Raw genomic sequence first — 19574 nt, 5'->3', positions numbered from 1 at the left:
GGGAGACTGCCCTTATCTTCAATCGCTGTCCCTTAGTTTTCCATTTCCAGTGTTTCTACATCATCATCAAATGTATCCACTGCATCGTCCATGGTCTCCTGATCCAGAGTCAGCGTCTCAACTTCATCTTCTTCCTCATCCTCCTGCAAAGCCTTATTCTTAAAATCTGCAAGAAGGTCACTGGAAACAGTATCACCGGATGCCAGTGCATCCTTCAGTGCATCAGATCTAACCACATCCGTGAGGAGCTTTTCTGCACTCTCCTCTGTCAGAACATCATTCTCTGTAGCTGTGGTCTTATTTTCCTCCGCTGTTGTATCCTGATAGAAGGATGGCTTTCTGATATAACGGAAGCTTGCACTGTATGCCTCACCAACCGTTACACCATTCTTGCTTGAGGAACAATGTACTGCGATCCAGTCGCCGGAATCCGTCTTTCCGCACAGGATACCAACGTGGTTGTTGCTTCCTGCTTCCGGTCCTCTCTGGAATACCAGATCTCCTGGCTGTGCATCTGCTTCGCTGACAACACCGGCCTTCTCCCACTGGTCAGAGGTTCCGTCTCCAACTGCTGCCTGCATTCCCTGATCCTTATATCCATTGATCACTGCCCAGGTAACAAAGCCGCTGCAGTCCAGACCATATGCACGGAGCGTACCGGAGCTTCTGCTACCGTCTGCTGATACCTTCTCAACGGAGCCCCAGCTTGGATCTTCTCCAATCACCGTAGATTTGCCGCCCCAGAAATATCCGACCTTGCCAACCAGTGAATACGCTGCGGTGATAACATCTACACGATCCTCAGAAACATTGTCTCCCACGCTTTCACGGACAAAGCCTTTGGATGCGGTAACTACCGCACAGAGAAGCTTACAGTCTGTTTCCACATATTTCTTAAGGACGCTTCTGTCTTCCTTTGCAATATTGTTCTTCTTGATGTAGTAGTTGATCTTACGATTTCCGTAGGATATCTTGGTAATATCCTGCTTGTCCCTGACGATGGGGTTCATCTCCGCAAAGATCCTTGCCAGATCATCCTTGCAGGATGCATCCAATGTAAATGACGTTGCTCCTGCTTTGCTCTTTTCGTAAATATAAACAGCAAGGATATCCTGCCAGTTTCTTACCAGAAGTGTATTCTCCGTATCGGTAAGCTTGTTCTTCTCTTTATATTCTCTTTCGATCTCTTCCATTACAGAAGCAAAATCATCAGAGAAGGACAGATGATAATTGCTCTTAAGACTATCCAGATAAAAATCCTTGCCCGCATGGAGATTGGATACCATATTTGTCACATAAACAGGATCTCCGATCTGTGTTGCTGTGGCGTTATTTCCATCTGTGATCTCTGTATTCTTGTTATCTTCCGTGCTGCTATCATCTTTTTTGTTGCCTTTTTTGTTATCACTGTCGTTCTTGTCGACAGCTGCAAGCTTGGCTTCTGCCTCAGTCAGGATCTTATAATTCGTAACCTTGGCCTTTTCTGTATTAGACAGTGCCTCATAAGCTGCACGTACGCTATCTATCTCCGCTTTATCTGCTGCTGTGATCGTTCTGCCTGCCAGTGCTTTGATCTTCCGGATCACCGCTTGTACCTTTGCAGAGTCATCCCTGGCCGGTGTTTCCGTCGGTGCAGGTGTTGCGGTTGGCTCCGGCGTTGCCGTTGGTGCAGGTGTCGCTGTCGGTTCCGGTGTTGCCGTTGGTGCAGGTGTCGCTGTCGGCTCCGGTGTTCCCGTCGGCGCAGGTGTTGCAGTTGGCTCCGGTGTTTCCGTCGGCGCAGGTGTCGGTGTATCTGTTGGCTCCGGCGCTGTAGTTGGTTCCGGGTCAGGTGCAGCAGTTATTTCCGGTTCCGGTGCAGCTGTCGGCTCCGGTTCTGCCGGAACTTCTGGTTCCGGTTCACTTACCTCACTCCCGTCTCCTGAAACACCTTCCTCAGCAACAACATTATCTGCTTCCTCGGCGGCTTTTACTCCGGTTGGAATTGCCAGTACCATAGCTGATAACATCGTGATGCAAAAAAACTTATTCAGGTACTTGTTCTTCATATTTATTAAGATGCTCCCTTCTTTCCTTGAACATCCCTTTACTTCCCCTATAATAAAGGTCTGCCTTAAACCGTTTGATAACTTAAAGTTTAATTCAATTTATTTTAGCATACGAAAATCGTGAAATCAACTGTTCTGGTAGGATATCTCCTTCAATTCATCTATTTTTCACTTTTTATTCACATTTTTGTAAGATTTTTTAGAGTTTACCATAACGTAAAAAAGCCACAGTGCTCTCACACACTGCGGCTTTTTATATACTGTCAGACAGTCACTGCCGGCTGTCCGCCCATATGAAACTGTTTTCTGACACAGAGCTGAAAAATTCCCTGTACAACCTGATAGCACACCCGAAGGATAAAACGGATGTCATCGGCAATGCACCGCGGGCTTTCCAGATAATATGCATGACGCTCACGGATATATTCCACAAGTTCCTCAAAGCTTTCAAACTGCTTCGCTTCTTCCAGCTGGCTGTCTGCTGCGCCGCTGAGGATGCATTCTCTCAGGCGGTTTTTCAGCTCAGCTTCATAAGAATTATGTGCTGCAAGATTTCCTTTGTATGTTTTGTTATGAGGAAAAGTAAAATAATCAGCCATATAATGCATGACCTCACCGAATCTTCTCCAGTATACTCTGGCATTCTCTTCCTCCGGGTTCTTCTCGACAAGCGCCCTCATCTTATTCTGGAGGTGATCGAATGTTCCGAAAAACTCATGTCTGGTGGTGAGAAACGATGGTTTCAGATCAGGCATGATATTACCCAGGCAAAACGCTTTTCTGTGCTGCTGGAGACTGTACACCTCAGACATCTGGTCAGCCAGGTATCTGCCTAACAGTATATGTGATTTTTTACGCAATTTTTTCCCTCTTCCTTCTTTCCTGATCCAGATCCTGACCGGTCAACAGTAATTTGGTTCCGCCCGGTCCTCTTCTGGGATCCATAAATCATCCGTTTACCGGAACCAACTTTACTATAGCACTGTTTTTTCAAATAATCAAATAAAGATTATGTAAATTTTAATCCAGATCAAAAAGCTGCCGCTGCTTCAGATCAATAGATGCCCAGACGGTACTTGTCTTCGGTTCTCCGTAAAGATAAACCGTGCTGGAAACCAAGCAGCATATATAATTCACTTTTTGTTCCAATCCCTCCATCAAGTCCAACACTGTTGTGCGCAGCTTCAACCAGGGTCTTTGCCCTATCTTCAGTAACTCCTCTGCCACGCATCTTTTTATCATGCCAGATCTTTCGGATCCCATTTACTCCAAGCGCGATCACATCTTTTGGCAATGGTGCTTTTTCAAGCACTGCCAGGCCGCTTATTGCATCAAATCGTGTGTATAATCCCAGATATTCCGGGAAATGTATTGCAAGCCATCTCTGAATCCTGTTTGCAGATATGTTGTGCTGCTTCATGATCCCGTCACGGCTGTATACCAGGTCTCTTATCAGAACTGCAATCTTTTTATTCTCAGTCTTAAGTGTCTCTGCCCAAAGGCTGAAAGAATTGAACCCTTCCAGATCGTTATGAAAAGAAAAAATACGTTTTGTAAGTTCGCGTCCTCTGTTATCAAAAGCTCTTGCATAATGTATCTGGCTTCCGATATCAACTCCGACAACCATTGTTGAATCTGTTACTTGCTCAATCTTTTCATTCTGTGTATAATTCATTTGGAACCTCCAGTGCTTGATTGTTTTGTTTACATCCGCCAAGATGCAACTCAATCATACCTTGAGGTTCTTTTTTATTCAATTGGCGCTTTTAATGAATTCCATATACCTCTTTATTATATTTTTCAATCTCGTCATCAATAATTGAATCTACATGAGGGAACAGACAACCGGGACCTCCATAGGTAATACATGGAATGAAATGTCCGTGTGGTGCATACTCCTCACATGCTCTTCTGACCTCCTTGCGGATCTCTTCTTCTGTGGAATCCACTCGGTCTACGATCGAAGCATCGATTCCGCCCATAAGTGTCATTCTTCCGTTCAGCTGTTTCTGGAGCTTCGGAATATCATTCTGCGGAAGTGTTCCCTGCCAGATGTCAATCCCAAGATCAACCATATCCTCTATGATCGGTTCCATGAAGGAATCTGCGTGATGCATGACGATCACTCCATGGTCTTTCATATATTTATAGGATCTTTCATACTGTGGTTTGATAAATTCTCTCCATGTGTCCGGACTGATGAACAGGGACTGCTTGGAACCCCAGTCATCGTGGGAAAGGATGATATCCGGGTGGAGATTATCAACGATCAGCTTTGTAAGCTGGAACCGGTACTCCCCAATGGCATTGCAGAGATCCATCATATCCTCCGGCTCAAGAAGGAAGTTCACCAGCATATCCTCAAATCCCATCAGGAAGTGAAGCCTCTCAAAAACACCTGTAGGCATAAATGCCATGAAAAGGCTTCCTGAATCCTTTATCTCCTGTGCCTTCTGTTTAAATGGTTCCCATAAAGCCGGATCCGAGCACTGACCGACAATATCCGGGATCACCAGCTGCTCTTTCCATTCTGTGATATCATCAATGACCTTGTTGTCCTCTGTTACATGTGGCATTGCAGCCAGCTGTTCCTGGGGCCAGAGGATCTCAGTTCCGAAAAGATCCTTCATAGGCTCCATACCACGGTGACGGTTTCCACGCACATAATTATTTGCCGGGTTCGGCGGGTAAAAGGTCGCACCCTCATACTGTCTCAGAAGTCGTTCCGGCCTGCCATCCTTTTTTATCGTTTCAAGTAAAATCTCCGATGCTTTCAACATAATGCTTCCTCCTTTATTATCCTGTGATCTTTCGAAATACCCGATCACTTATCTTTATGATCTTGCGTCAATCTCAGCCTGATACTGAAGAACCTTTTCCTTTGTGATCTTAAATCCAAACACGAGAAGCAGAAGACCTGCCAGACAGAAAATAGCCGGAACAAGTGCAAAGGAAATCGTCATTCCCTGACGGGCCGTTCCCTCAAGAACAACTCCGGATTTCCAGCCTACCGCCACAAGACAGGCGCTGAGGATCGTTCCTCTTAAGAATACGGCAATCTTCAGCGGAAGATTCTGTAATCCCATGATCCATCCGGATGCATCTTTTCCGCTCTTCCATGTTGCATACACTACAGTGTCCGCATAAAGTGCAGGTGAAGCTGCAAAAGCCATACCATAGAAGAACTGGGCAAGTGTCATAAGGGCGATCACTGTCATTGCATTTCCATAGAAAATATATACAAGGAACAGTGATACTGCCATTCCTGCATAAGCGATGATCATAGTTGTACGGGACGATATTGCTTTTGCAATGTATCTCATGGAAAAAGCTCCGATGATGGCACCGATGGCAACACAGAGAAGATAAGTGGTCATCAGTCCCGGATTTCCCATTGCATCCCTGAAATAGTAAATAGCAGATGCTGCTGTTACAAATTTCACACACCATTTTGCAAGGTCTGCCAGCATCAGGACCATAAGAGGCGGATTCTGAAACAGGGAAGCAAACATCTCTCTGATCGTGATCTTTGTTTTGTCATTTTTCTTTCCTGCTGTTTCTATTTCAATCTCTTCATAGCCTTCCGTCATCTTGAAATGGGCAAAATAGGTTACGACCATCAGAATACCCAGGCAGAAAGCTGCTGCTGCAAATTTATTTTTCTCACCGACATATCCGGCAAGAAGTGTTGCAAATGGAAGACCCATATAGGAAAACAACAGACCGCCTATGTTATTCCAGGTTGCCCTGGAGGATGCAAGCGTTGCTTTGTCTTCCGGTGTTTTACCAACAATACTGATCAGGGTTGCATTGGCAACATAGCTGAAATTCCATGCCACATGAGATGCGATGGATGCGGCAATGATCACCACTGCCGAAAGCCATTCATTATCACTGACACGTATGAACATGAATGCGTACAGAAACGGCACCATCCACGGAACCATGATCAGCCAGGAACGATAACGCCCCCATTTCTTTGCTTTTGTGCCATTGATGATTCCTCCGTAAAGCCAGGACAGACATGCATCAACAATGGTAAATACGGAATTGATCACACCAGCTACACCAGCTGCAAAGCCTGCCAGATCCGTCAGAAATGTCATAAAGTAAAATGTCTCGATATTACTCATAAGAACAAATCCGGCATCACCAACACCAAAGAAATATTTCAGGGCATTTGTAAGACCCTTTTTCTGTTTCGGATCTTGTTTCGGTATTTCATTTTTACTCATTTTCTTTCCCCCTTCGCTGTTTTTTTGTGGGACCGGCCATTTCCACAACTTCACGTTACCTTTGATGATTACAGTATAGTTGTTTTTTTCTTGTTCGTAAATCCGCACACTTCTTCATTCTTTCTCCAATGCTTCATACTTTTTGTACAGTTATTATTGTAAATATGCACAAATAATTTCCTCTCCGTTTTCTTTTTATTTTCCGTCTAATATGTTATAATTTCCTATAAATACAAGGCTTTTATGAATTGGAGGAAATATTTTGAACAAAAGAGAGCATTTCGTGAATAGCCCGCATACCGGCTTCCATCTTAATCTCCAGATCATTGCTGACGATTTTGCGGAGAAAAAAGAGGATGTTTCCATCCTCTGCCGTGAAGACCCCCTGACGCTGGATGGTCTTCGCATATATCAGGCAGGAGCCCTGCTGAAGCCATGCTACCTTTATCTTGTCTTCGGCAATTCTCTTTCCGAAAGCTTCCTGCGATACCAGAACATCGCATTTGTAGTGGTGGGCTCCGGTGATCTTTCCTGCTTTTCCGAAAGCTGCAGGATCCTTCACATTAAGGGAACCCTTTCTTTTTCTGAGGTCTTCAACCAAATACAGCAGACCTTTGACAGATATTCTGACTGGGACAGTAAACTCCAGCTTGCACTTGGAAGTATCGATCCGTTGAATGAAATGCTGGAAGCCAGTCTGGATATATTTCATAATCCGGTTTTTGCCCACGACACCAACTTTTATATCCTTTCTTCTCCCCGGCACGTAACCGGTATGTCCGAATGGGTCCATGACCAGCGTACAGGAAGACTCATCGCACCTTTAAGCCTGATTCAGGATTTCAAGCTTGACGCCGAATACCAGCGCACACTTATCACCCACGGCGCCAATATTTATTCCGAAGAGCTCCGCGGTTATCGTATCCTCTACATGAATCTCTGGGTCAGCGGCAATTATCAGGGTCGGCTTTGTGTGGATGAGCTCCAGACGGAGATACAGCCCGGACATTTTTCTGCTCTTGAGTATCTTGGCTCCTTTATCGAGCTGTGCATCCGTCGACACAATCTGTTCCAAATTTCAATGGGAAATGACTCCCGGCAGTTTTTCACGGAGTATCTTTCCGGAAAGCTCACAGAACTACAAGCAGTTACCGATCAGATCCAGTATCTGAACTGGAATCGCCATGACCGGTATCTTGTACTTCGTCTGGAAACCCAGCAGCAGGATGACCGTATGCACTCTTCCATCGCCACACTGGGACACATTGAAGCCCAGATCCCGGAAGGTCTGGCTTTTACCTATCAGCAGGGAATCGTTGTGATCGTTAATCTGTCCTTTAAGCACTCTGTATCTTCCGATGTTATCAGTTCACTTGCGATCATCCTGCGCGAAGGGCTTTTTAAAATGGGAGTAAGCTCTGAATTTCGTGATTTTCTCCTGATCCCTCAGGGCTATATTCAGGCTGTTTCCGCCTTGCGCCTGGGCAAAAAAAGTCAGAGCATGGCCTGGTGCTATCATTTTGATGCTTATCTTCTGGAATATATGCTTTCCCAGATCAGCCATCAGATCAGTCCCGAGCTTCTGGTCTCTTCACGGCTGGATGCACTGCAGAATTATGACCGAAAAAACAATACTGAGCTGTATCACACACTCAAGGTCTATCTGGAGCATGAACGCAATTCTCTTCAGACAGCCCGTGAGCTTTTTATACATAGAAGTTCCCTGACCTACCGTCTGGAGCGCATCCAGAAGCTCACAAAGGTTAATCTGGATAATCCGAAAGACCGGCTTCTTCTGCAGCTTTGCTTTCTTCTGCAGGAAAAGGACCAGACTGTCACCTGACAACCTGGTCCTTTTTTCTGTTTATATCTGTAAAAACTCCAATCCGAAATAATGTTCCATCCATAGCCTGATGGTTTCTTCCGAATCACTTATTTTCGTTTCAATGGATCCATCTTCCTTCTGGATCGTAAGAACATCCCCAGTCAGCGCAACACTTCCTTCCGGTCTGCAGATGCTCACTACTCTTTTTCTGGTAAATAATACATCTGGAGATTTTGCACAATAGAAATTCAGCAGTTCAAAATCTGCTTCTACTGTAGGAGTCTGTGAAAATCTGAGTATTGGCAGATATTTTTCTTCTTTCCTTCGTTCAACAAGTATCTCTCCGTTTGTATTTCCCGGCTTCATGTTAACACGGTACCATCCGTTTTTTTCTCTGTGGATACCATCCTTCATAAGAACCGGCTTCTTGGGACCGGGACCTCCGTATCCTACATCACAGTAATAGCTTCCTTCCTCAAAAATAACAAGGGTTGCCCGGTGCAGGACCGGCGGAAGCTCTTCCCGGTTCCACAATATCCTTACTGCCACAGGGATCACACGGAAATCCAAAGCTTTCAGAAGCTCATAAAACAATTTATTCAGCTCAAAGCAATATCCACCTCGTTTTCTGACAATGATCTTCTCATAAATATCTTCCCACTTCAGAGAAGGAATCCTTCCCTCGTCAAAAACTTCCAGATTTTCAAAGGGAATACTGCAAAGATGAAGGTCCATTATCTTTTCCAGACATTTTTTATCTGTTCTTAATTCACCCTCATATCCGATCCTGTTCAGATATGCCTCCCGTTCTCTGTCATTCATTTTTTCACTCCTGTTCTATTCAAGAAGATAACAGCTGGTATAGGCGATCGTACAGGGACCATAATAGTATTCCAGACCATTTGCCTGGCATACCTGTGTTACCAGCATTCCATAGGCTTCCATCGAAGAAAATGCCTGTTCGGGGAAACGGCATGGAGCATCCGGATATGTACACGTTTTACATTTTGTACAGCACCCGGCCCCTATGGGGAGCATACCCGGCCATCTTTCTCTGAGCACTTTTTCAAATTCATAAAAATTCTGTTTATGAACCGCTTCGGTCTCCATCATCGTCTCTCCGTCCAAAGGATCCTCCAGTTTCCCCACTGTCTGGACAATAATGCCTTCCCTGTACTTTTCTATCTTTTTTCTGCATACTTCAAGATCTCCGCATCCGGGAGGACAGCTCCAGCGTTTTGCATACATATGGCAGGTATTATTTTTGCACATTTCCCTTACCTCCGGCATAAGCTGGATCGAATCGCTCTTCAGAAGTGCTACATGAGAAAATCCTGCCTTTTTTCCCATCTCTTCCAGTTCTTTTATATTAAGCATATCCATTCTCCTCGCATTACGGAAAGCATAAGCCATCCACAAAACAGTCCTGGAACTCCGGCGAAGCTGCCAGCTCCACAAAATCCATATTTTTGACAGTCCGATCCATTTCTTTTCTTTCCTCTTCATTCAGAAGCGCGATCCTTGCACCTTCGCCTGCCGCATTTCCCACCGGCTGTATCCTGGGCAGCAGTCCGGCCGGGAACATCCCGATCGCTGCCGCACTTTCCGGATTCATGTAATTGCCGAATGCACCGGCAAGATAGACCCGTTTAATATCCTTTTCTGTGATCTCCAGTCTTTTCATAAGAAGAAAGATTCCCGCTGCGATAGCCGCTTTTGCCAGCTGTACCTCTCCGATATCCTTCTGCGTCAGATAAACGCCCCTGTCATTTCCCGACTTTTCCGGAGGTACCAGCACAAACACTCCCGCCTTTTCCTGGCCGCTTTCCAGATGACCACTTTCATCAATAAAGCCAGCCAGGTACAGCTGTGCCACAAGATCGATCAGACCTGAACCGCATAAGCCTGCCGGAGCCTTATTTCCTATAGTCGTGTATTCCCATTTTCCATCTTTGTATACTACATGATCTACTGCTCCTGCTCCTCCGCGCATCCCGCACTCGATCTTTGCACCTTCAAATGCCGGACCGGCAGCTGTTGAACAGCAGGCTAATCTCGTTTTATTTCCAAGGACCATCTCCCCGTTCGTTCCAATATCGATCATAAGGCTGATCTCGTTCTGCTGATCCTGTCTGAGCGCCAAAATGCAGCCACAGGTATCTGCCCCTACATACCCGGCTATATCAGGCAGCATAAGCAGCTGCCCCTTTCTGTGGATATGGAGCCCATATTGCTCTGCATTCAGTGTAAGCCCCTGACTGATCGCCGGATTATACGGTGCATGGACCAGCGATGCCGGAGAAATCCCAAGAAAAAGATGATGCATGCAGGTATTTCCTACCACAGATACCTGACAGATATCTAATGTGCTTCTTCCTGCTTCCTCTGCCAGTTCCTGGAGCATTTCATCAACCGCATTCCGTATGCAGCCGGTCAGCTGCTCTACGCCATGCTCCAGAGCATGATCCGCCCGCATGATCACATCTGCGCCATACTGAGTCTGTGGGTTCATTCTGCTCTTGAGAGCCAGCTGCTTCCCGGTCAATGCATCCATAAGATAGCCGACCACCGTCGTGGTACCTATATCAAAAGCCGCAAAACAGATTTTTTTCTCTTCTCTGCTGATATCCAGGATCTCATTTCCTGCACAGATCACATACCATTCTTCTGCTTCTTTTCTGCAGCCGTAAAGCTTCGATGCAATTTCAGTATCAGGCAGAACAGGTTTTTCCACATCCAGCTGTTCTGTCAGCCGCTCCCATTCAGAGCGGTTGTCTCCTGTCTCCGGTTTCTTAAGAATCACTTTTTTCTGTTTCAGATCAGGCCTGAACGCAACCGGTCTCTGCATTCCTTCTGTAAGGATCTCCTCTTCCTGGCATCCGGACAATGTATCTACTTCAAGGTCACTATGGATTTCCGTCTGACATGCAAGCACCATGTGATCTTCTATTTTAACACGACATTTCCCGCACTTTCCCCGGCCTCCGCAGGGTGCATCAGGAACCAGCTTTGCTTTTCTTTCCGCCTCAAGGATCCTGGTACCCGGTTCCACCAGGATCTCCTTTTCCTCCCTGATAAATTTTATTCGGTACATTTTCATCCCTCCGATGGTCACTGTAAAGCAAAAGCCGCTCTGCCGTCTATGCCATGCACAGACAATACAGAGCGGCCCGTTTTATTTTCCCTTATGCTGCCAAAGCTTTTGCAAGAACTGCTGCGCTTGCTGCATCTTCTGAATATCCATCTGCGCCGATCTCATCTGCAAACTCCTTCGTGATCGGTGCTCCTCCAACCATGATCTTAACATTGCTTCTGAAATCTTCCGCATTAAGTGCTGCAACTGTATCTTTCAGAGCCGGCATTGTAGTTGTGAGCAGCGCTGAAAGTGCAATTACCTTAACATCCGGATTTTCTTTGTAACATTCAATAACCTTCGATGCAGGTACATCAACACCGAGATCAATAACTTCAAAGCCGGCACTTTCGATCATCATCGCAACAAGATTCTTTCCGATATCATGAAGATCTCCTGCTACAGTAGCGATGATAAGTTTTCCCATACTTCCTGTAGCGCCGGATGCAAGATGTGGTTTCAGAACCTCAACACCCTTTTTCATTGCACGGGCTGCTACCAGCATTTCCGGAACAAAGATTTCTCCGTTCTTAAATCTTTCACCTACAACAGCCATTGCATCGATCATGCTGTTAAGAATCTCTGTTGCCTCACAGCCTTCATCAAGAGCTGACTGTACAGCTGCACCTACAAGTTTTGCTTTTCCTTTTTCTACCAATTCTGCTACTTCTGTGATTTTTGACATAATCAAACACCTCCGCTTTTTATCCGCATTCCGCATATGCGTTTTATTTATTTTTTTACAGGTCCGATCAGACCTTCTCTGTATGCTCCGATGTATTCCATACAGTAATCATCCAGACCAAGCAATGCCTCTGTTGCATATACAAGTCCAAGCATATCTCTGTTTGTAGGATCCATGATCGCACTGTCAAGGCCGGCATTCATTGCAAGTACCACAAATCCGAAATTGATAAGCTTACGTACCGGCAGATTGAAGGAAATGTTGCTGATCGCCGCTGTAATGTGGATCATCGGATACTGTTTACGGACACTTGAAATTACTTCCACGTTCATCGCAATACCATCTTCAGATGTACAGAGCATCTCAACCAATGGATCAATATGGATACGATCCGGTGAAATTCCGTACTCTTTCGCTTTTGCCATGATCTTGTCAAATACCTTCAGCCTGTCTTCCGCACTTTTGGGGATACCTGTATCATCGCTTAGAAGTGCGATAACCTGCCACCCTTTATTTTCAGGCTGTGCCATAAGAGGAAAAATCTTATCGATCTTATCCCCTTCACCGGATACAGAGTTAAAAATACCCGGTTTTCTGCAGAATTTGTAAGCTTCTGTAAGAACATCTGCACTGGGACTGTCTACGGAAATCGGAAGATCTGTCACTTCCTGAATACAGTCGATCATCCATTTCAAGGTTTCTACTTCTTCTGCTTCCGGAACAGATGCGCAACAATCAATATAGCTTGCTCCTGAGTTTGCCTGAGCAAGTGCCCGCTGCTTGATGAATTCTGCATCTCTGTTTGCGATCGCCTCCGCCACAGAGGGGATGGATCCATTGATTTTTTCACCTATGATTATCATATTATTTATCCTCCCGTTAACATATTCTGGCCTGCATCAAGAATTCTTATTTCAGTTCCATGTCTTTTATATAATGATTGTATCAAAATAAATGCAAAAAACCAGCCGCATTTCATACCATAAACATTGCATTTATTCCTACATTTTGTAGGAATGTTTTTCAGGAAAGACCTTCGTAAGCAGCAATCTAAAATAAGCCCATAAATCATAGCTTTGTCTACGATTTATGAGCTTATGCTAACACTTATTTCATATTCCTTAAATTTCCCTAAAATCTGGTGTCCCGTACAGATCATACGGAGTACTCTGGTATACGTAATAATTCAACCAGTTCGTATACAGGTTGTTGGCATGGGCCCTCCAGGTGAGGAGTGGTTTGTTGTTTGGATCGTCATCTTTGTAATAGTTCTTCGGGATTTCAATAGGCAGACCCTTGGCAAGGTCTCTTTTATATTCGCCATCCAAAGTCACGCGGTCGTATTCCGGATGTCCCATAACAAAGATTTTACGTCCTCCCTCTGCCATTGCAAGGAACAGACCAGCCTCTTCGCTTTCCGCCAGGACCGTAAGGTCTTTGCATGCATGGATATCTGCAATAGGAACTTCTGTGTGTCTGGAATGCGGCGCAAGAAATACATCATCAAAGCCCCGGACCAGCGGGATCTTACGGTTCAGTACCCTGTGCTGGAAAAGTCCGAACATTTTCTTATCCAGAGGTTTTTTCTCCAGGCCATAAAAATGATAAAGACTGGCCTGCGCTGCCCAACAGAGAAAGATCGTGGAAGTCACATGCTTCTCAGTCCAATCCATGATCTCAGTCAGCTCATTCCAGTAATCCACTTCCTCAAAAGGCATCTGCTCCACCGGTGCTCCTGTGATGATCATTCCATCAAATTTACGTTTCTTTATATCGGTGAATGTTTCATAAAACTTGTTCAGATGGCTGAGAGATGTATTCTTGGCTTCATGGCTCTCCACAGCCATAAATGTCACATCCACCTGCAGCGGTGTATTGGAAAGAGAACGCAGAAGCTGCAGCTCTGTTTCTTCTTTCAGCGGCATCAGATTCAGGATCAGAATATGGATCGGACGGATATCCTGGTGCATGGCACGTTTTTCGTCCATTACAAATATATTTTCTCTCTCCAGGATCTCCTTTACCGGAAGATCCCCCTGTGTTTTGATCGGCATTGTTTGCCCTCCTTATATATGAAGCGTCTCTTATAAAGGAGCCGCTCGGCTTTTTTCTTCAGATAAAAAGTATCTCCAGTCTGTACGGCCTTTACTGCACTCCGGCAAGTTTCCGAAAATCTTCTTCTGAAAGGATCGGAATCCCCAGTTCTCTTGCCTTTTTGTTTTTGGATGAATTGGACTGGATGTCGTTATTGATCAGATAATTGGTCTTTTTGGTAACTGAACCGGTAACCTTGCCTCCCAGGGATTCGATCAGCTCTTTGGCCTCACTTCGATTTCCAAAGTGCACCAGACTTCCTGTGATCACAAAATTCATTCCTTCAAAGATCTGTTCCTGTTTGGGACTGTCCTCCTGAATATGAAGAAATCTCATCAGATGATCCAGGCGGCGATTATTATTCTCATCCCTAAAATAAGCTACCAGATTTCCGGCAATGACCGGCCCGATAGTATCAATATCACTGACCTCTTCCAGACTGGCATGACGTATCCTGTCCAGATCGTTGTCAAAATGGCGGCAGATCACTTTTGCATTAGCCAGACCGATATTTGCGATCCCAAGACTGTAGATCACCCTTGGAAGTGTAGTCTCTTTCGCCCGTTCCAGACTTTCCATAAGATTATCATAGGATTTCTGCCCAAAGCCTTCCATTTCCACGATCTCATCTTTATACCGGCTGATCTCAAAAATATCGCCAAAGTCATGGACAAATCCCCTGGCAATGAATTTCTCCAGTGTTGCCTCGGAAAGTCCGTCGATATTCATGGCATCCCTGCTTGTAAAAAGCCCAAAGGATTTGATCTTCTTGGCCGGGCACCCCGGATTGACGCAGAAAAGACATTCCACATCGTTTTCTTTCTTCACTACCGTTTCCTGTCCGCAGGCCGGGCAGGTATGCGGGATCGGTGCATTACCGCTTCCGGTCAGATTTTCCGCAATCTGAGGAATGATCATATTTGCTTTGTATACACGAATGGTATCTCCGATCCCCAGCTTCAGTTCCTTCATGATACTGATGTTATGCACACTGGCTCTGCTCACTGTGGTGCCTTCCAGTTCCACCGGCTCAAAAATTGCTACCGGATTGATCAGTCCGGTCCTGGACGGGCTCCACTCAATCTCCAGAAGTCTCGTATCACGCATCTCATCGGCCCATTTAAATGCCATGGCGTTCCTTGGAAACTTGGCCGTAGTTCCCAGAGATTCTCCGTAAGCAATATCATCATACAATGCCACAAGCCCATCTGACGGAAAATCATTGGTCGTAACTGCTTCCGCAAAGTAATCCATCGCTTCATCCAGAGTTTCCGCTGTGACTTTTCGATATTCCACAACCTCAAAACCCTGTTCATTCAGCCACCGAAACTGCACCTCCCTGGAATTCCGGAAATCCACGCCTTCCGCACTCACTAAAGAAAAAGCATAAAACCGTACGTTTCTCTTCGCTGTAATTTCGTTATTCAGCTGGCGGACAGAACCACTGCAGAGATTTCTGGGATTTTTGTATTTGGCATCTGCATCTCCGATAGTTTCGTTGATCTTTTCAAAATCCGAATAAGTAATGATGGCTTCTCCGCGAAGTACCAGTCTCCCTTTAAAAGAAATTTTCAAAGGTATGTTCTTAAATACTCTGGCATTATTGGTAATAACCTCTCCCACAATACCATTTCCTCTGGTAACTGCCTTTATAAGCTCTCCGTTTTCATAGGTAAGCACGATCGTTAAGCCATCCAGCTTCCAGGATAAAAGTGTAGGATGTTCCCCGATAAACTCTCTCAAAGCTTCTCTCTCTTTGGTCTTATCCAGAGACAGCATCGGTCTCTCATGTTCTTCCTTGGGGAGCTGCTCCACTGCCTCATATCCTACATTAACGGTTGGACTGTCTGCCAGAACGATCCCTGTTTCTTTCTCCAGTGCGCTCAGAGTGTCGTACAGGGCGTCGTACTCCACGTTGGACATGATCTCCCTGTCTTCCTGATAATAGGCCCTGGACGCTTCCCGGAGCTTTTCTCCCAGCTCTTTCATTTTTTTTATGGATGATTCGTTCATGGCTTCCTCCCGTCCTTTTTTCTGATTTTTCGGAGGAAAGCATCTCCTCCAGTTCTTTTCGTTCTTCCGGTCGGATCTCACGATATTTCCCCTCTTCCAGGCCATCAATATACAGATTCATGATCCGAACACGTTTCAGTGTTACGACTTTATATCCGAAATATTCACACATACGACGGATCTGGCGGTTCAGACCCTGGGTAAGGATGATACAAAAACTGTTCTTACCTGTTTTTGTAACCTTGCAGGGACGTGTGACCGTATCAAGGATCGGCACTCCGCCGCCCATACCACGGATAAATTCTTCTGTCACCGGTTTATTCACGGTCACCTGATATTCCTTTTCATGGTAGTTCCCCGCCTTCATGATACGGTTCACCAGATCTCCTTCATTGGTAAGGAGAAGCAGTCCTTCGGAATCTTTATCCAGCCGTCCTATGGGATAGATCCGCACCGGATAATCCAGATATTCTGTTACTGTTACCTCTTTCCGCTGCTGCTTGGTACTGCAGACAATCCCTTTTGGTTTATGAAAAAGAAGCAGGATCTTTTTTTCCTGTTTTTTTACAGGCTTTCCGTCAATACAGATCTCCGCATCCGGAAGGATCTTCATTCCTGTGGAAACCAGTTCTCCATTAGCAGTAACTCTCCTCGCTTCTGTCAGTCGGTCTGCCTCTCTTCTTGAGCAGACTCCTATATCGCTTAAATATTTATTGATTCTGATTTTTTCGTCCATTGTTCTATTATATATTTTTTCCCACGTGTTCGCAACCGGTTATTTTTCTTGTATTTTCTTTCTCATTATTGTATGATAAACAGAAATATACTTAAATATCAGGAGGAAAAACATGTCAGAGCATACTCCACGTATGAACCGGCTGCTGATCTTTGTCGCTGTTTTCCTGTGTCTGATCTGCGGTATTCTCTTTACCCAGTCATCGGCCGGTCCTTTTGAAAGCAGCAGTACTTCCGTAGTTTCCATAAATACCAGCGATATTTCGGCCATTGAACCAAGTTCAGATCGCGATCACCATACAGATGCATCGATATCTTCCGGCGCTCCCTCACCTTCAGCCACACCGTCTCCTGTTCCCACAGAGATTCCCGAAACAGAAAAGGGTTCGCCGGAGGCAGAAAACGGAGTCTGGACACCGGATGGCACCAACTGGAAATTTATGGTTGACGGAACCGCCTATACCGGATGGCTTACCGACACAGATGGTCATCGATATTATTTCAATAAGGACGGAATCATGCAGACCGGCTGGATCACCCTAGGCAAAAAACGTTATTATCTGGACGAAGACGGAATCATGCAGACCGGAACCATCACCGTAAATGGAAAAAAATACACATTGGCAGCAGACGGTTCACTCAAAAAATGATCTTTCGTTATATCAGAGCAACAAAAATGCAGGTTCTTCCGGAACCTGCATTTTATTAACCCTTATTATTCTAACAGACCACTATAGACATAACCGGTCTGTCCATCATAATCAACCTGTATCCAGTCGCCTTCCTGCCCTTTCTTTTCAACTTCCGTTCCTGCAGAAAAACCACCGATAACCTCACCCTCTGAATCTGCGGAAGCACGAACATTACAATCCTCTGTAACTGTAAGCATTGTTCCTGCATCTGCGGAAGCACTGGCATCTTCACCAAGGCCCTGAAGAAATTCTGCCAGAGAGGGATCACTCTCCTGCGCAGCTTCATAGTCCGTCTTTACCTTTGTGATAAGCTCCTGCACATCCTTCTCAGATTCCAGTTTTTTCACATAAGCACTGATATCTGCATCGTCATCAGCACCACCTTTGATCTTCAGATTGCCGTCACTGCCCGTCTCCACATAAAACTGGCTCAGTGCCGGAACCGGAGTCTCAATTCCAGTACAGATATAATTAAAGACTACATAAACGACATACGAATCGTCCGTCAGTCCCTTCTTAGCGTAAACATTCTGTACCTCATACCCATCAATATAATCCCTTGAATTAATCTGCGACTCGTCAGCCGGCGTAAATCCGTCCTCAATCGTCTTAAGTGTTGCAATGTCTTTTTCCCCAAAAGCTTTATAATAGCTCTGAATCAGCTCGGTTACTTCCGTGCTGGCTTTTTCCATGGTTGTCTCCGCATCCGTATCTGCCGCGGAACTGGCGTCTTTCTTCTCGTCTGTCTCCCCATCATTTGCCGGAGAAGAAGGATCATTTTCCTGGTTACTTTGGGCTGTTGTCTGATCTTTATTGGAATTCCCCTTCTTACCTCCAACACAGGCGCGGACGCCAAAGATCAGAACAAGCACGATCACCAGAATGGCTCCGCCTAACATAAAATAGCGAAGGTTATCTGATAACCATTCTCTGAAATCATCCAAGTTCTTGTCCTCCTTATCATAACAACACGCCGGAACAATTCCCACTGTTCCGGGTAACACACCTGAAGGGAATCGAACCCCCGCACATGGTACCGGAAACCACTGCTCTATCCACTGAGCTACAGGTGCATAATGAAAAACATAACTTCTAAATTCAGGTATGAAATTATCAAAGTAGGTTTACACTGTTTATGATTTTAACACAAATCCATGAAATTGTAAAGATTTTTTTAAACAGTACATATTCATCACACATTTTATGGTTGCTGTTCACTCCGTTCTCCGTATCGTTTTACGCACTTTAGTCATTTTTCCAGGCCAGAAGGGCGAACACATTCACCCTTCAAACCTGTATACCACATATTTTTCTGTCTGTGCAATAGGGGTACATCCTGCCTGACGGATATAGTCATGATTTGTAAGATCTACCGGAAGAACGAGATAATCGGTTTCCGTTCTTTTCAATACCTGCCGGAACTTATCGATCCCTACATCCATCTGATAACTGATCACATCCATGATCACTTTCTGGATCTGGTAGGCCTTGCTGTTTTCGTAGTTTCCTACCACAGTACTTCCTGCACGATACAGGATAAAATTACGATCCAGAACAAGGATCAGTGACGGATCATACTGTCTAGCCACCAGATTCAGCTCATTGTCAAAAACAACCTTGGGTTGTTCTTTATCGCAGTCCTGATGGATCACATCGCATACTGAGCGCAGCTCATTCGGGACTTTATAGATGTTTTCCGCCATCACATAATCTTTTGCAATGCCGGGAACAGGTGTCCCCGTAGTGACGATCACTGCCGCAAGGATCAGCGCTGTTACAGCCTTCAGCCATCGAAACCTTACCGCTTCTACGATCCGTACAGCATAATAGGCAGCACCCGGGATCACCGGAAGGATCCAGATAAAACGATAATATTCACTTTCAAAATGTACCTTTGGTATCACATATTTTACAAGAACCGGATTATATACCGTAAGTGCCAGAAAGACTAGATAATACAGGAACACTCTGGATTCTTTTCTCCTGCGGTAAAAAATATCCCAGAGTATACCTGCCAGAAAAAATACAGGCAGCAGACAGCCACTCCAGTAATTTTCCATACAGATCTGCACAAAACGCAGTCCCAGTTCTTCGATCGTTACTCCCGCCATTTTCTT

Annotated in this window: 16 protein-coding genes, 1 tRNA gene and 1 pseudogene; 2 read left to right on the top strand and 16 right to left on the bottom strand. The window is 45.2% G+C overall.

The window, feature by feature from the left end; all coding sequences use genetic code 11:
- Positions 1–32 precede the first annotated feature (32 nt).
- From BN3261_RS04915 to BN3261_RS04895, 5 genes are all read right to left on the bottom strand, one after another.
- Positions 33–2045 carry a C40 family peptidase gene (locus tag BN3261_RS04915; RefSeq protein WP_059085597.1) on the bottom strand — a complete coding sequence of 671 codons (2013 nt, stop codon included), beginning with the start codon at positions 2043–2045 and terminating at the stop codon, positions 33–35.
- 263 nt (positions 2046–2308) lie between these two features.
- Positions 2309–2905 carry a zinc dependent phospholipase C family protein gene (locus BN3261_RS04910; protein ID WP_022426477.1) on the bottom strand — a complete coding sequence of 199 codons (597 nt, stop codon included), beginning with the start codon at positions 2903–2905 and terminating at the stop codon, positions 2309–2311.
- 194 nt (positions 2906–3099) lie between these two features.
- On the bottom strand, positions 3100–3720 hold the full coding sequence (locus BN3261_RS17650) for a hypothetical protein (protein ID WP_173740492.1): 621 nt from the start codon (positions 3718–3720) through the stop codon (positions 3100–3102).
- Between the two features lie 91 nt (positions 3721–3811).
- Positions 3812–4825 (bottom strand): uroporphyrinogen decarboxylase family protein, encoded by a 1014-nt coding sequence (locus tag BN3261_RS04900; RefSeq protein WP_015524736.1) that lies wholly within the window; start codon positions 4823–4825, stop codon positions 3812–3814.
- Between the two features lie 54 nt (positions 4826–4879).
- A complete protein-coding gene (locus tag BN3261_RS04895) occupies positions 4880–6280 on the bottom strand; it encodes an MFS transporter (protein WP_059085596.1) in 1401 nt (466 codons plus the stop codon).
- A gap of 262 nt (positions 6281–6542) precedes the next feature.
- Here BN3261_RS04895 and BN3261_RS04890 point away from each other — a divergent pair, with 262 nt between their 5' ends.
- Entirely contained in the window at positions 6543–8123 is a 1581-nt protein-coding gene (locus BN3261_RS04890) for a PucR family transcriptional regulator (protein ID WP_059085595.1), read from the top strand.
- A 21-nt stretch (positions 8124–8144) separates the two neighbouring features.
- On the opposite strand, the gene BN3261_RS04885 is transcribed toward BN3261_RS04890, so the two are convergent.
- The 8 genes and pseudogenes from BN3261_RS04885 to BN3261_RS04850 all read right to left on the bottom strand — a co-directional run.
- Complete coding sequence (locus tag BN3261_RS04885; RefSeq protein ID WP_059085594.1) at positions 8145–8927, bottom strand: arylamine N-acetyltransferase family protein; 783 nt, start codon at positions 8925–8927, stop codon at positions 8145–8147.
- Positions 8928–8942: 15 nt separating this feature from the next.
- Entirely contained in the window at positions 8943–9482 is a 540-nt protein-coding gene (locus BN3261_RS04880; RefSeq protein WP_059085593.1) for a DUF2284 domain-containing protein, read from the bottom strand.
- Positions 9483–9498: 16 nt separating this feature from the next.
- Positions 9499–11199 (bottom strand): ASKHA domain-containing protein, encoded by a 1701-nt coding sequence (locus BN3261_RS04875; protein WP_227945516.1) that lies wholly within the window; start codon positions 11197–11199, stop codon positions 9499–9501.
- A gap of 91 nt (positions 11200–11290) precedes the next feature.
- A complete protein-coding gene (locus tag BN3261_RS04870; RefSeq protein ID WP_015524728.1) occupies positions 11291–11923 on the bottom strand; it encodes a corrinoid protein in 633 nt (210 codons plus the stop codon).
- Between the two features lie 47 nt (positions 11924–11970).
- The gene (locus BN3261_RS04865; protein WP_021650848.1) at positions 11971–12786 is read right to left on the bottom strand and encodes a methyltetrahydrofolate cobalamin methyltransferase; all 816 of its coding nucleotides are present in this window, start codon (positions 12784–12786) and stop codon (positions 11971–11973) included.
- Positions 12787–13044: 258 nt separating this feature from the next.
- Positions 13045–13977: a homoserine O-acetyltransferase MetA gene (metA, locus tag BN3261_RS04860; RefSeq protein WP_015524726.1), complete on the bottom strand. Its 933-nt coding sequence runs from the start codon at positions 13975–13977 to the stop codon at positions 13045–13047.
- 91 nt (positions 13978–14068) lie between these two features.
- The gene (gene ligA, locus BN3261_RS04855; RefSeq protein WP_110925750.1) at positions 14069–16030 is read right to left on the bottom strand and encodes an NAD-dependent DNA ligase LigA; all 1962 of its coding nucleotides are present in this window, start codon (positions 16028–16030) and stop codon (positions 14069–14071) included.
- An 85-nt stretch (positions 16031–16115) separates the two neighbouring features.
- Positions 16116–16766 (bottom strand): annotated as a pseudogene (locus BN3261_RS04850) (pseudouridine synthase); the annotation flags it as partial.
- A 112-nt stretch (positions 16767–16878) separates the two neighbouring features.
- On the opposite strand from BN3261_RS04850, the gene BN3261_RS04845 reads away from it, so the two are divergent.
- Entirely contained in the window at positions 16879–17415 is a 537-nt protein-coding gene (locus tag BN3261_RS04845) for an N-acetylmuramoyl-L-alanine amidase family protein (protein ID WP_059085590.1), read from the top strand.
- Positions 17416–17480: 65 nt separating this feature from the next.
- On the opposite strand, the gene BN3261_RS04840 is transcribed toward BN3261_RS04845, so the two are convergent.
- The 3 genes from BN3261_RS04840 to BN3261_RS04830 all read right to left on the bottom strand — a co-directional run bounded on the left by BN3261_RS04840 (position 17481) and on the right by BN3261_RS04830 (position 19568).
- Positions 17481–18401 carry an SH3 domain-containing protein gene (locus BN3261_RS04840; protein WP_022426066.1) on the bottom strand — a complete coding sequence of 307 codons (921 nt, stop codon included), beginning with the start codon at positions 18399–18401 and terminating at the stop codon, positions 17481–17483.
- 57 nt (positions 18402–18458) lie between these two features.
- Positions 18459–18530, bottom strand: a tRNA-Arg gene (locus tag BN3261_RS04835).
- Between the two features lie 207 nt (positions 18531–18737).
- Positions 18738–19568: a hypothetical protein gene (locus BN3261_RS04830; RefSeq protein ID WP_015524720.1), complete on the bottom strand. Its 831-nt coding sequence runs from the start codon at positions 19566–19568 to the stop codon at positions 18738–18740.
- Positions 19569–19574: the final 6 nt, after the last annotated feature.

Source organism: Blautia massiliensis (ex Durand et al. 2017) (genome assembly GCF_001487165.1).
In the GTDB taxonomy this organism is placed as follows: domain Bacteria; phylum Bacillota; class Clostridia; order Lachnospirales; family Lachnospiraceae; genus Blautia_A; species Blautia_A fusiformis.
This window is presented reverse-complemented; position numbering and strand designations above follow the sequence as displayed.

Coding starts and splice junctions, on each gene's coding strand:
- ligA (WP_110925750.1), bottom strand. CDS start 16,030: ATGAACGAATCATCCATAAAAAAAATGAAAGAGCTGGGAGAAAAGCTC.
- BN3261_RS04865 (WP_021650848.1), bottom strand. CDS start 12,786: ATGATAATCATAGGTGAAAAAATCAATGGATCCATCCCCTCTGTGGCG.
- BN3261_RS04830 (WP_015524720.1), bottom strand. CDS start 19,568: ATGGCGGGAGTAACGATCGAAGAACTGGGACTGCGTTTTGTGCAGATC.
- BN3261_RS04895 (WP_059085596.1), bottom strand. CDS start 6,280: ATGAGTAAAAATGAAATACCGAAACAAGATCCGAAACAGAAAAAGGGT.
- BN3261_RS04900 (WP_015524736.1), bottom strand. CDS start 4,825: ATGTTGAAAGCATCGGAGATTTTACTTGAAACGATAAAAAAGGATGGC.
- metA (WP_015524726.1), bottom strand. CDS start 13,977: ATGCCGATCAAAACACAGGGGGATCTTCCGGTAAAGGAGATCCTGGAG.
- BN3261_RS04885 (WP_059085594.1), bottom strand. CDS start 8,927: ATGAATGACAGAGAACGGGAGGCATATCTGAACAGGATCGGATATGAG.
- BN3261_RS04915 (WP_059085597.1), bottom strand. CDS start 2,045: ATGAAGAACAAGTACCTGAATAAGTTTTTTTGCATCACGATGTTATCA.
- BN3261_RS04845 (WP_059085590.1), top strand. CDS start 16,879: ATGTCAGAGCATACTCCACGTATGAACCGGCTGCTGATCTTTGTCGCT.
- BN3261_RS04875 (WP_227945516.1), bottom strand. CDS start 11,199: ATGTACCGAATAAAATTTATCAGGGAGGAAAAGGAGATCCTGGTGGAA.
- BN3261_RS17650 (WP_173740492.1), bottom strand. CDS start 3,720: ATGAATTATACACAGAATGAAAAGATTGAGCAAGTAACAGATTCAACA.
- BN3261_RS04880 (WP_059085593.1), bottom strand. CDS start 9,482: ATGCTTAATATAAAAGAACTGGAAGAGATGGGAAAAAAGGCAGGATTT.
- BN3261_RS04870 (WP_015524728.1), bottom strand. CDS start 11,923: ATGTCAAAAATCACAGAAGTAGCAGAATTGGTAGAAAAAGGAAAAGCA.